Origin of the sequence: Flavobacterium sp. GSP27, from assembly GCF_003970395.1 — a bacterium.
Lineage (GTDB): Bacteria > Bacteroidota > Bacteroidia > Flavobacteriales > Flavobacteriaceae > Flavobacterium.
The window spans coordinates 53875-66741 of record NZ_RYDP01000007.1; the positions used below are offsets into that span (position 1 = coordinate 53875).

Here is a 12867-nt window from a genome sequence, read left to right on the forward strand (position 1 = left end):
CAGCTCATCTTACTATTGAATTAATCCATCGAAAAGGCTTTAAAAGTGCTTTACCAATTTTAAATTCTAACCGCTGTGTATTTTTTATTTTTTCAAATTCTTCTTTTTCTATTTTAAATAATAAATAAGTCACATAATCGTCTAAATATGTCTTATACAATTCCCTATGTTTCTGAAATAGGTGAAGCAATAATTGGTACTTTACAGCATTTGCTCTTTGGGTTGTTGTGTTATTTCTCTTTCTATAATGGTATAAAGGCTCTTCTACAACTTTTGCCAGACCCCCTTTTTGAAGTAACCGAATATAAAACTCCCAATCTTCAAATCCTTGTCGCATATTCTCATCATAACCCCCTGACATTTGCCAATCCTCTTTTTTAAACATGGCACTTCCTAAAGCATTGTTCGAATACAAAAAAGAGGCTACATCTCCTCCATTAGGTTTATAGATAAAAGATTTTTCTTTTTCAAAGATTAGATTGGCATAGCATGTAACTATCTTTGTATTTTGATGTTCTAAAAATACAGCAAATGCTTTTTCAGCAAAAGAGGGTTCAAAAAAATCATCACTATCTAACACTAAAATATATTCTCCGGCAGCTTCTCTAATACCGTTATTTCTTGCCGTACTTTGTCCTTTGTTTTCTTGCGTAATCAATTTTGTGACTTTTGGCCCTATTTTCCTTAATACCGCTTTAGTTTCTATATTAGAACCATCATCTACAATAATTACTTCTATGTTAGTATACGTTTGATTTAATGCAGAAAGTACTGATTGTTCAACATATTGCGAATCATTATAACAGGGGATAACAATCGATATTAAAGTATTATAATGCATTTATTTAAAAAGTAGATTTAATTTACATGCTTTAATTGAGTTACTTAATTTTAAGATATAAAATTGTCTAAACTCGTTTAAGATAGTATTTTTATCAAAAATACTCAAATTTAATAAAGCTAAAGCAGAATCACACAATGATTTGTAATTTTGATTAACCATATTAGGAATTTGCCCAAAACGATCTTGCATTGCTCCAATTTTATACCCCATTACAAAACAACCAGCAGCGGCAGCTTCCAGCGCGGTCATTGGTCCGCCTTCGCTTTTTGAAGTGACTAAAAAAACATCAATATATTGATAAAAAGTATGAGTTTGTAGCGGACTAATAAATTCTTTTTTAAAAGTCACAAAATTGAATAGGTTACATTTTACAACCAATAATTCAAGCTCCTGTAGATATAGTAAATCTCCTTTTCCTTGAATGACTAATTTACATTTTTTTTGATTTTTGTTATTTAAAAAATCGATTAAAAGTATCATGTCTTCGAGATTTTTTTCTCTTGATATTCTTCCCAAATAGCCAAAAACAAGAACATCCTGTTCATAAGTTCTTTGTGACAAACTAAGAAGATTAGTCTCGTTTAAAATTGCAATATCTAAAGCTACTGTGTTTTTTAAAAAATTATTTCGTTCCCAAAACATTTTTTGTTCTTCATTAAAAACTATAATATTAGTAAACTTATTGTAAACCATTTGATGAAGCTTTGATAACAAATTAAAATGCCACATGGTAATCTTGGCAATATATTTTTTGTTTTGAAATTGAAATTGAAATACTGAAAAAAAATAAGTACATCCTGGATAAGTTAATATAAAAAAACTAGTGTATTGTAAAGAAATTAAAAACCAATATGCAGATTCTAATATTGGTTTTTCTAAACCAAACTTCTTAAGTATTTTATTAAGAAAAAGGATAGTCTTGAAATCAAAAAAAGTAGGATAATGTACAAAGCTGATATTTCGTTCTTCAATTATTTCTTTAAAAAAACTGGAACTACTTTTTCTAGGAGAAAAAATCGCAACTCTTTTATATTGATTCGAATCATAAAAATGTATTGCCGTTAAAACAGCTTCAATTTCTGTCCCTCCAATATTATCTAAAAACGGGGTACATACAATAATATTCTTACTTTTCTTAATCAATTGATTGTCCTAAAATTATCTTGATAAACTTCTTATTTATCTTCATAAAAAAATTAAAATCTAAAAACAATACACTCTTCAAATACAAATTTAAAAACAGAAACACATTTTGCTTTTTATGTTGGTAGGTATAACTTAAGAACCTCTCAACAATAATTTTTCTTGTATAAACATCAAATAAATAATACTTTATTTTTATTAAATATTCGAAAAATTCAAACCGTGCTAAAAACAAATCATTTTTATGTATCTCAGCTTTACCGGATAAACTTTCAGATGAAATTCTAACAAATACAACAGCGGAATTTGTACTGAAAATATTTTTCACTTTTGTTAAGTCTAAAACTATTTTATCATCACTATAAAAAGCGGATGGATAATTTGTAAATTTATGTTTTAAAAATTCATTTTTGTTAAAAACAAATTCTGACAAAGAGCCTCTTGCTTTACCTTTAATTTTTCTTGAAATGTATTGAATTCCTGTTTCAAATAATAGATTTGTACATAACTTAGACTCTTCACCATTAATCTGATCAATTACCCTAGTAGAATACCTCAGAACATTACAGTTTTCGTGAAATAAATTATAGTTCTCATAAAATTCAAATACAACATTTTTACTCAAATAATCATCGTCCCCCAATATCATAATCCATTCCTCTTTATTAGACAAAGCAATGCAGCGTTCCCATTGAAGAACCAATGATGTTCCTCCAAGATTACGTTCAAATCGATGATAAACAAATTCAAATTTACCTTTGTACTTTTCTAATAAATCACCTGGATTTTCAGTACTGGCATCATCACCAATATAAACTTTGAATCGTTTGTCTGTTTGATCGGCTAAAGACTCAATGGTTGCCTCAAAAAAAGTAATTTTATAATATGGAATGACTATTGCTAGCATTTATTTTAGCATTTGTTTCAAAAATTTAAAATGGTATCCTGTAATAGGCTTTAAAATAATTAATTGTATCCAAAGTAAGAAGGCTTGTTTTTTTAACCTGTAGTAAAGCAAACCTTTTATGAAATTTGTTCCGTTTTTAAACTCAAAATCCTTGCAGACTATTCCTTCTTCAACTTTTAAAGGGAGCAAATTCGAGTATATTTTGTGCATTATTATAGAGGTCAAATACCAATTTTTATCTAACTTTCCCAAAGAAAAATGTTCCACTACTATTGAATTAACCACTATAATACTATAACCCAGCTTGATGTACTCGAATGATATGTTCAAATCATAACAATGAAAACCCTTGGTAGATTCCTGAAAACGAAACTGTTTATCTCTTCGAGCAATCATAAAAAATCCATCTATTGCAACCACTTTTTCTATATTTTTATTCTTAAAACCTTGGTCCCAATCTTCAACATTGCCATTTCTTAAATGTTGTTTTAAATAAAGAAATTTATCCTCTTCTGGACAATCCCACCAAGCCGATGGCATCTTTGTTTTGGATTTAGCACCGGCAACCCCCAGCAACCCAAATTCTTCATTTTGGTCGAATAAATTCTTCACTAGTAGACCCCAATTTTGAGTATGCAATAAGACATCATCATGCATAAAACACAAATAATCATTCCTACTTTTTTCTATCCCTAAATTATAGGCCTCAAAAATAGAATATTTATTGTTTGAATTATCAATGACAATTAATTCATAATCACAACCAATCGTGTTTTTTATATTCTCAGATAAATTAAAAGAAATGTTTTGGGTTCGAGAACAAATAATTATTGAAATCATCGCTTAATACCTAAAATTATTTGATGATAAGGTTTTACAAAAGTCAAATTAACTACCTTAATATCAAAATACTTATAGACATTTTGCAGTAATTTGAAGTCAAAAACATGATGGTGCAAGCATCTATTTTCGTGATTAGCAAAAGACCTTTTTTTAAATTGTTCTTTAGTTCCGGCAGCTAAATCCATATTCAAATCATGTAACTCTAAAATTTCGGTTAGGTGTGTCAAATCGGTTTCATTAATCCCATTATTTAAATCATTTTCAAAATGACCAAAAGTAGAGATAGGACGATTATGATCAAATGTATATCTTTTATCCGGTAAAATAAGTAAAATAGCACCGCCTTTTTTAATAACTCTCACCCATTCTTTAACTGTTTTTAACGTGTTGGCACAATGTTCTAAACAATGGCTTGCAATAAGGAAATCATATTTGTTATCAGGTATTTCTTTAAGGTTACTCGCTTCACAAATGTATTGGTGTCCTTTTTTACTTCCTAAATAATTAAAATTTTGGCCTTCAACAATAGTACCTTCCCAAATGGTTTGAGAACTGAAATTACATCCGTCTAAACTATCTATAACCTGATAAATTGGAATTTCTTTTGAAAAAATAGCACTAGACCCTCCTATTTCTATCCCTATTTTTCCATTAAAATATTTTAAAAAAAGATCCATTCTTTTAATAGTCCTCCCTTTGTATGGAAAAAATTTATCTTTAACAAGACACTTTATACCATAATACCCAGTTGTTACATATGTTTTCAGTAATGTTTGAATTTTTGACATTATAATAGTATACATTGAATTGCAATTATTTTGTTTTGTAGCAAAAAATATTTAGTTGTAAATCCATACCATAATTTAAATTTCTTTTGATGAAAGGATATTTAGTCGTGTAAGCTTCTTTAATATGATAACTAAATCCTGCTTTCTGAACTATTTCCAAAATTTTATGCAAATTTTGCTCTCGATCTGGCATGCTGTGGTATTCAATAAAGAGATAATCAATATTTTTCAATTCATCCTCACAGTCTTTTATCACTTCGAATTCCGCTCCTTCTATGTCAATTTTTAAAAAATCAACCTTTCGTCCTTTCAAATATTTTTTTAAACTGGTACAAACTACTTTTTTGTATTTCCCTTTTGAAGTTTCTTCTTCTATTCTTCCTCCTGCTCCTCCTTCAACAATAAATGACAAGGTGTCATCGCAATTCCAAACTGCCTTATTGATTAACTCTACATCATTATATCCAAATGATTCAACGTTTTTTTCCAAAAAACCAAAAATATGCTCATCTGCTTCAAAAGCAATTATAGAAGCATTGGGATATAATTGCTTAAAATAAATGATACTCATCCCTAAATTTGCCCCACAATCTATTATACAAGGATTAGGACGACTAGCCTTAAACTTATACATTTCAAGTTGAAACAATTCCTCGTTACACAAATTAAATGATGCGATATCATGGATATATAATTTTTTTCCTAAAAATTCTTTTTCAGTAGGCACAAATCGCGCTATTGCATTTGTACCCTGTTTTTTTCCAATTAAGAAATAATAAGGTGGTTTAAAATATTTTTTTAAAATTTTAATCATTTATCTAATATTACTAAATGTTTATTACAAAAAATACAATTACAATTTATAAAAATTTTTCATCTAAAAAATAGCATCCCATTTCCCTTTTCCAAATACTTGTCCGTAATTGTATAATCCATGAATGCTCAAACTAGATTTTTCATCTAAAATCTCAAACAGACAAACTTCATTTACTTCATCAATTCTTAATTGTTGAGGGACATGTATAAACGCATTTAAAAAATACTCGCCTCTTACCAAAAATTCTGCTTCAATAGTTAATCGTATTTTTTCAGATTTAATCAGATTGGTTTCATATGAACATACTCTTTGACCATTCTTGCTGACAATTGTACAAAACATTTTGTAACGATTATTATCTTTTATTTCAAATTTTGAATTCAATTTAAAATCAATTACAATATTTTGATCATAATAAAAACGGCTTTCTAAGTTTCCTCCCTCATTATTGATATTTATTTCATCTATTACAATTTCGCTAAAGTCTTTCGAAATATCTCTTTTATAAAAAGATTCAAAATTTGAAGAAGCATTATGATATAAATCAACACTCTCCTCAATCCCCCCATCAAACACTACCTGCCCATTCTCCAACACAATCCCCCTCGTACACAAACTCCGCACCGCCGCCATATTATGACTCACAAACAAAACCGTTCTACCTCCTTTTCTGGAAATATCCTGCATCTTGCCAATCGCTTTCTTTTGGAACTCGGCATCTCCCACGGCCAAAACCTCATCTACAATCAAAATTTCAGGCTCCAGAAATGCGGCTACTGCAAAAGCCAGTCGAACATACATTCCGCTGCTATAGCGTTTTACGGGGGTATCAATGTAGCGTTCGCAACCGGAGAAATCAATAATGGCATCAATCTTGGAGGTTATTTCTTTTTTGGTCATCCCTAAAATAGCCCCATTGAGATAAATGTTTTCTCTGCCGGTCATTTCGCCATTAAATCCGGTTCCTACTTCGAGCAAGGAAGCCACACGGCCTCCAAACTTAATGCTTCCCGTTGTAGGTGCTGTAACACGGGATAATATTTTGAGCAAAGTAGACTTTCCTGCGCCATTCTTGCCAATAATCCCAAGAATCTCACCGCGTTCTACTTCAAAATTAATATCCTGCAATGCCCAGACATAATCACTCGTACCTTTGGTACTGCGGTCATTGGTGTCGCCAATTTTGAGATACGGATTTTCTTTGCCACGCACTTGATGCCACCAGCGGTTCAAATCATGCGTCATAGTACCCGTTCCTACCTGACCCAGTCGGTATTGCTTGGAGATGTTTTCGGCTTTTAATATAATGTCTTTCATTTTTTGGAATCTTTTTTTTAAATGGGCCTTTTAATGAGCATTAGGTTGTACTATAAACGAACTTCACTACTCACTAATTGCCGCAATTAATTACTATAAAGATTCGTCAGTTCGAGTGGAGCAGCAATTTGCGATAGAAAATTGCGGCGAAGTATCGAGAACTCTTCCGTTTTTCAGGCTTCTCGATACAATTTAGAATAGTAAAGCATTCGCATTACTATTCTAAATTACTCGAAGTGACGGACGAAACAGCTTATTCTTTTCTCTATTTTCTTCTCCTCACTTCGCACACTAAAAACTCATCGTTTCATTTTCAACACACATCCTAAAGATTCCAAAACCAGCACATAATGGGTATTGGTCATTTCCTGAACTGTGGCTTTTTGGTCGGCAAAAGGTCCCGATTCTAATTGTATCGTTTCCCCAATTTGATATGAGGCCACAGTGAGATCAACACAATCCGAAGTGTTGAGCCATTTCTTGATGACTTCAATTTCTTCATCACGCACAATTGCTGGTTTTCCTAACCAATACAAATAGCGGACTGCGCCAACGGATTGAAACACCAAATTCCGTTTCAAATCTTCTAATTGTACAAAAACATAGGAATTAAAAAGAGGTACTTCCACTTTTTTCTTGCGGTCAGACCATTGTCGCATTTGGGTTACCAAAGGACAGTAGCATTCCACACCTATCTTTTGTAATTGTTCTGCCACTTTTTTTTCCCATTTGGGTTTTGTATACACTACATACCAATTCATCTTTTATCTTGTATTGCCATAAAATTAATTCTCCCTATCCGAATTCAGAATACACTTTTTGAATTATTTATTTAAAAACGGTTCTCAATACACGACACTTCGAGTGCGAAGCGTAGCGAGACGTTTTGTTCTATTTCATTACTTGAAAACTACTAGCAACCCGCTGAGCACAATCAGCTTTTAAATGTTTAACCGTTTAATCGTTTAACCATCTAACCTTTAATTTTTTAACCCCTTAACCATTTAATCGTTTAACCGCTTACGAACCTATCGCCTGATACACAAAACCAATCGCTTTTAATTCCGGGCCGTTCAGCAAATTTCTACCATCAAAAATAAAAGCGGGTTTTTGCATCGAATCATATATTTTTTGCCAGTCGTAGTGGATAAATTCATCCCACTCTGTCAGTATCGCAATAGCGTGTGCCTGCTGACAGGCTTCGTACGGGTCCAAAAAGGAACGCACACTGTTCGCATTCGCCTCTGCATTTCTGGTTTCCAAATAATTTAAATCCCCCAAGATCTTCTTGTTAGAAACTTTAGGATCATACACCGCAATTTTTGCGTGTTCATTGATCAAATCATCAGCTACATAAATTGCTGCTGATTCTCTGGTATCATTCGTATCTTTCTTGAATGCCCAACCCAAAAAAGTAATTTTCTTATCGGAAACCGTATTGTAAAGCGTTTGAACAATAGAATTGGAGAAACGTCTTTTTTGATGGTCATTCATGATAATAACTTGCTCCCAATAATCTGCAACGGCATTCAAACCATAGGATTTTGCAATGTACACTAAATTTAAAATGTCCTTTTGAAAGCAAGAACCTCCAAAACCAACGGAGGCTTTTAGAAATTTAGATCCAATCCTGCTGTCCATTCCAATCGCTTTAGCGACTTCATTGACATCGGCTCCCGTTTTTTCACACAGTTCTGACATGGCATTGATGGAAGAAATACGTTGTGCCAAAAAAGCATTGGCGGTAAGCTTAGACAATTCAGAAGACCAAACATTAGTGGTCAATATTTTAGCGGCAGGCACCCAATTCGAATAGACATCGACTAAGGCCTGAATCGCTTTTTTACCTTCCTCCGAAGGATCGCCTCCAATAAGAATCCGATCCGGATGCAACAAATCAGCAACAGCTGTTCCCTCTGCTAAAAACTCAGGATTTGACAGGATTTGAAACTGTACTCCATTCCCGGTATTATCAAGTATACTCTTAATTGCTTCTGCAGTTCGCACCGGTAGTGTCGATTTCTCAACTACTATTTTATTATCTTTGGCTACACGTGCAATTTGTCTGGCACAAAGCTCTATGTATTTTAAATCAGCCGCCATACCTTTTCCCTTACCATACGTTTTAGTGGGGGTATTCACGGAGATAAATATAATCTGGGCTTCGTCTATGGCTTTATCAACATTCGTAGAAAAAAACAAATTCCTTCCCCGAGCCTCGGCAACAATAACGTCCAATCCGGGTTCATATATAGGAATATTGGCCGTGTCGGTATCATTCCAAGCCGCAATGCGCTCTTCGTTCAAATCGACTACTGTAACTTGTATCTCCGGACATTTTTGAGCAATAACCGCCATCGTCGGACCACCAACATACCCGGCTCCAATGCAACAAATTTTTGTGATTTTCATCTATATATTTTTTTATTTTTTTTTAATCCCAGTACAGACGCGATTTATCGCATCTCTACATTTCGCAATGTATCAAATCCGCAATGTAGACCCGATTTATCGCATCTCTACGACGGTATTACGATAAATTATCCCAATACCAGTGCACCGCCTCTTTCAATCCTTCTTGCATGCCAAATTTTGGATTGTATCCCAGCAGGGCTTTTGCTTTATCAATACTAGCCAGGGAATGTGGAATATCACCCGCTCTGTTAGGACCATACAATACAGTAACGTTTGCAATTTCAGAATCGTATTTTGTTAAAAAATCTTTCAAATAGCCCACTAAATCATTCAACGTATTCCTATCGCCACACGCCGTGTTATAAACCGTATTGATCGCTTCTGGATTTTGAGTTAACATCGCCAACTCATTCATTTGAATAACATTGTCAATATAAGTAAAATCGCGGGAATAATTCCCGTCACCATTTATTTTTGGGCTTTCGTGTTGCATGAATTGCATCACAAATTTCGGGATAACGGCTGCATAAGCGCCATTGGGATCTTGCTTCCGTCCAAAAACATTGAAATAACGCAGTCCTATGGTCTCTAAACCATAGGTTGTGCTAAAAATTTCGGCATACAATTCATTTACATATTTTGTTATTGCATACGGAGAAAGCGGCTTCCCAATAGTATTTTCTACTTTGGGCAACGCTTCTGAATCGCCGTAGGTAGAGGAACTTGCCGCATACACAAATCGCTTCACTTTTTCGTCTCTTGCTGCCACCAGCATATTCAAAAATCCGGATACATTCACGTCATTCGTGGTCACCGGATCATTGATAGAACGGGGAACAGATCCCAAAGCCGCCTGGTGCAGCACATAATCTGCGCCTTTGACTGCTTTTTGACACTCTTCCGGATTCCGAATATCGCCTTCTATCAAACGAAAATCAGGATGGTTTATGCAGTCTTTCAAATTATGCAGGTGCCCGGTGGCAAAATTATCCAGGCAAACCACCTTATAGCCTTTAGACAAAAAATGGGCACACAGATTAGAGCCTATAAATCCCGCTCCTCCAGTGATTAACACTGTTTTTTTTATATCTTCTTTCATTTGATTTTTCTGTATTAAAAAAAATAAACCACTATAAACTAAAAGTTCATAGTTTTTGTTGGCAGACTTAAAGTCTACACGGTGGTATCCCTTATTTATTTACCACGAATTTCACAAATTATCACGAATTAATTTGTGAAAATTTGTGAAATTCGTGGTAAAAGTTTTTGAATCTAAAAAGTAAATGCCCTAAAATGCATCGTTTTAATTATATCTGTAATCAATAAATTACTTTCTGGGTCTATTAAGTATTTTCTGAGCCACTCTTTCATACATACTTTTGGGTTTGTCTTCTTCGTAATAGTCATTAGTATAGGTACCATATCCGTAGCCATACCCATACCCCGTTCCGTATTTAGCTTTATTCTCCAGACCATTCAAAATTATACTGGCATTATTTAATTCCCCTCGTTTTATACGATTATTCAACAAGGTAATCATGTCTTTTTTAGTGAAATTCTGCCTCACAATATAAAGGGTAACATCACAATATTGTGCTAATTCTAGTGCATCTGACACTAACCCTACCGGAGGTGTATCTAATATTATATAATCGTATTTTTTCTTTAATTCTTCAATCAGCTCTCCCATTCCGTCACTCATGATCATCTCCGATGGATTGGGAGGAACCGGTCCGGAGAGAATCACATCCAGAAAAGGAATGTGGGTGTGATTTATAATTTCGTCAACCGTTTTTTGCTTGATCAGGTAATTTACAATCCCGGCTTCATTAGATAAATTAAATTCAGTAGCCAGTTTTGGTTTTCTTAAATCAAGGCCAATAACAACTGTTTTTTTCTCGCTCAGGGCAAATACGGTAGCGATATTTATGGAACAAAATGTTTTTCCCTCACCACTAACGGAGGAGGTTATCATCAGTGTTTTGGCACCGTCTACATTTTGTTGTTTGTACAAAAACTGGAGCGAGGACCGAATAGCTCTAAAAGATTCCGACAACGATGATTTAGGCCTGTCAAACACTGCTAAATTTGTATTTTCTTTATTGACACCGACTACGCCTATCAAAGGAATTTTTGTCAACTTACTGATGTCCTCCGTATTTTGAATCGAATTATTGACAAAAAAAATGCCAAATACAAAAATCAACGGAACAAGTATTCCCAGAAATAAGGCCAATATATAATTGACGGATGTTTTAGGGCCTATTAATCCGCCGCCAATATCCTTTGCGGGATCTATAAACTGAACATCCGATAGATTCGCTGCTTTGACAATATCCGCTTCACTTCTTTTTTGAAGAAAGGTGCTGTAAATATTATCACTCAAATCATATTTTCTTTTGATTTTAACGAGCTCTTGCTGGTCTTCCGGGAGTTGTTTTATGGTACTTTCGGTTTCATTAATTTTACTGCTCACCATCGCTAAATCATATTGCAGCGAAGCTTTTGCAGTAGCTATATTTTCTAACAGTACATTTTTGACCGCCTCCATTTGATTGTCAAAATCCTTAAATATCTTCTCGCTTTTTACGGCATAGGCCATTTCGGATCTTTGGGTAGACAAGGCGATCAATTTTGAAACATTAACTACAATATTAGGATCTTCTATTCCCGCTACAGATGGCGCTGGAAGTTTTGCATAGTTGGTGCTGTTTTTCAAATAAGTCTTTAACGAATTATAATAGGACAGTTTACGGGTCACTTCATCTTTGGCTACATCAAATTCCAGAATCTTATCCGAGAATTTAGTACCACCCGCTTCAATATCATAAATATTTTTATCTTTCCTAAATATTTTTAGCTCATTCTCGGTTTCTTTGAGTTGGGATTCCATGGCAATCAGTGTACTGTCTATAAAAGCAATCGTATTGATAGCAAACTGGTTTTTACTATCTAACTGTCTTTTGATCAGCATTTCAACAGTCGAATTCAAATATTCGACCATTCTGGCTTTATTAGTACCCTGCATTCCCAGGGTAATTATAGAACCGCCTTTATCATCTGAGCGCAAACTGATCCCTTTATATCCGGCTACTGTTCCGTCAAAATCATTAAAACGCACAAAATATTCATTTCCTTTGTAAAAACCGGGATTGTCTTTTATTTGTAATTTCCAATTCAAAAAGGGTAATGAAACAGACTCTCCTACTTTGTATCTTTTTACAAAATCACCAATTTCGACTGCTGTATTGCCATAGGAATTATTGGAGTACGTGACGACCGAGACGTTTTGATTCCCAAATGAAATTCTGATTTCATATTCATTTTCGCTTAGAAACGTAATTCCAATTAAATTTCCTGCTAACTGCCCTTTCGATTTATCAATATTTACATAGAATGGAACTGCTCCGTAGGCATCTACCATATTGTATTCGCCCTGAACTAAGTAATCAATATAATACTGCAGTTTATCTACCACTAACTCATTGTGTGATCTGGATTGCAGTGTTGTAGAGATGGATTGAACCTGATCAGAGGTACCGCCCCAATTAAAAACCAAACTGGTATTAGAAGTAAAAAGAGGGTTACTTTCCTCCTTTATGGCAATGAGGGTCTCCATGCCATATATTTTTTCTTTACGGATGTTGACCTGATAGGCAATAGTAAAAGTGATTATTAAACTCAGTAAAAACCACTTCCAATAACTTCCGATTTTCATTAAAAATCCCTTAAAATCAAAACTGACTTGATTTTCAAAAATCGAAAAATCTTTTATATCTAACATTTTCTGAAT

Annotated in this window: 11 protein-coding genes; all 11 read right to left on the bottom strand. The window is 33.8% G+C overall.

What is annotated here, in order from left to right; translation table 11 throughout:
- Positions 1-4: 4 nt before the first annotated feature.
- The 11 genes from EKM05_RS07910 to EKM05_RS07960 all read right to left on the bottom strand — a co-directional run bounded on the left by EKM05_RS07910 (position 5) and on the right by EKM05_RS07960 (position 12858).
- The gene (locus tag EKM05_RS07910; RefSeq protein WP_126554503.1) at positions 5-841 is read right to left on the bottom strand and encodes a glycosyltransferase; all 837 of its coding nucleotides are present in this window, start codon (positions 839-841) and stop codon (positions 5-7) included.
- The gene (locus EKM05_RS07915) at positions 842-1987 is read right to left on the bottom strand and encodes a glycosyltransferase (protein WP_126554505.1); all 1146 of its coding nucleotides are present in this window, start codon (positions 1985-1987) and stop codon (positions 842-844) included.
- A complete protein-coding gene (locus EKM05_RS07920; RefSeq protein WP_126554507.1) occupies positions 1980-2894 on the bottom strand; it encodes a glycosyltransferase family 2 protein in 915 nt (304 codons plus the stop codon). Before EKM05_RS07920 ends, EKM05_RS07915 begins: the two co-directional genes overlap by 8 nt.
- Positions 2895-3734 carry a glycosyltransferase gene (locus EKM05_RS07925; protein WP_126516607.1) on the bottom strand — a complete coding sequence of 280 codons (840 nt, stop codon included), beginning with the start codon at positions 3732-3734 and terminating at the stop codon, positions 2895-2897.
- Positions 3731-4525: a methyltransferase domain-containing protein gene (locus EKM05_RS07930; RefSeq protein ID WP_158615143.1), complete on the bottom strand. Its 795-nt coding sequence runs from the start codon at positions 4523-4525 to the stop codon at positions 3731-3733. Before EKM05_RS07930 ends, EKM05_RS07925 begins: the two co-directional genes overlap by 4 nt.
- Before the next feature lie 25 nt (positions 4526-4550).
- Positions 4551-5339, bottom strand: a complete 789-nt coding sequence (locus EKM05_RS07935) for an FkbM family methyltransferase (protein ID WP_126554511.1) — start codon at positions 5337-5339, stop codon at positions 4551-4553.
- 63 nt (positions 5340-5402) lie between these two features.
- Positions 5403-6659, bottom strand: a complete 1257-nt coding sequence (locus EKM05_RS07940; protein WP_126554513.1) for an ABC transporter ATP-binding protein — start codon at positions 6657-6659, stop codon at positions 5403-5405.
- 299 nt (positions 6660-6958) lie between these two features.
- Positions 6959-7420 carry a UpxY family transcription antiterminator gene (locus tag EKM05_RS07945; RefSeq protein WP_126554515.1) on the bottom strand — a complete coding sequence of 154 codons (462 nt, stop codon included), beginning with the start codon at positions 7418-7420 and terminating at the stop codon, positions 6959-6961.
- A gap of 259 nt (positions 7421-7679) precedes the next feature.
- Positions 7680-9071 carry a nucleotide sugar dehydrogenase gene (locus EKM05_RS07950; RefSeq protein WP_126554517.1) on the bottom strand — a complete coding sequence of 464 codons (1392 nt, stop codon included), beginning with the start codon at positions 9069-9071 and terminating at the stop codon, positions 7680-7682.
- A gap of 118 nt (positions 9072-9189) precedes the next feature.
- Entirely contained in the window at positions 9190-10173 is a 984-nt protein-coding gene (locus EKM05_RS07955) for an SDR family oxidoreductase (RefSeq protein WP_126554519.1), read from the bottom strand.
- A 228-nt stretch (positions 10174-10401) separates the two neighbouring features.
- Entirely contained in the window at positions 10402-12858 is a 2457-nt protein-coding gene (locus tag EKM05_RS07960) for a polysaccharide biosynthesis tyrosine autokinase (RefSeq protein ID WP_126554521.1), read from the bottom strand.
- Between the last annotated feature and the right edge of the window lie 9 nt (positions 12859-12867).